This is a genomic window from Vibrio sp. 1069, from assembly GCF_033340555.1.
The window spans coordinates 1-508 of the sequence record NZ_JAWOWP010000992.1 but is presented as its reverse complement, the minus strand read 5'-3'; the positions used below and the strand labels follow the sequence as shown (position 1 = coordinate 508).

Below are 508 nucleotides of genomic sequence, written 5' to 3'. Positions count from 1 at the left end.
ATGAACATTCATCGAAATGACTTTCGGCTTAAACTCCCACGGCATATCTGGGTTGACGTGTGCCATAAACTCCACACGAATCGTCCGGCTCAAATCGGGCTGCATCCCCGTAGGTTGAATCGCTGCAACATCACTGGTTTTACCGTTGATGCCTAACGCATCACACATCACGTCATAGAGCGGCACGAGCGCAAAACCGAACCCGAACATGGCAAAAGTGGCCAGCACTAACTTTATCGTGAGCTTTTTGTGGGATGATTTTTCTGCCATGTTCTTCGCCTCTCGTTCCGTTAATCCACTTTAGGCGGCGTACTAAAGGTGTGATGAGGCGCAGGGCTTGGCACAGTCCACTCTAATCCCTCTGCACGCTCCCAAGGTTTGGCCGACGCTTTCTCTCCGCCACGAATACATTTGATCACGACCCACAAGAAAATCAGTTGCGACAAACCAAAGGCAAAGCCGCCGATAGATACGAGTTGGTTCACATCCGCAAATTGAATCGCGTAAT

The 508-nt window shown here is 50.0% G+C and carries 1 protein-coding gene and 1 pseudogene; both read right to left on the bottom strand.

The genetic code is table 11. The features are described 5' to 3' along the window. The coding region (locus R7040_RS30220; RefSeq protein ID WP_318098157.1) for a cytochrome c oxidase assembly protein at positions 1 to 270 on the bottom strand (270 nt) is incomplete at its 3' end. 20 nt (positions 271 to 290) lie between these two features. Then, a pseudogene (locus R7040_RS30215) lies at positions 291 to 508 on the bottom strand (cytochrome c oxidase subunit I); the annotation flags it as partial.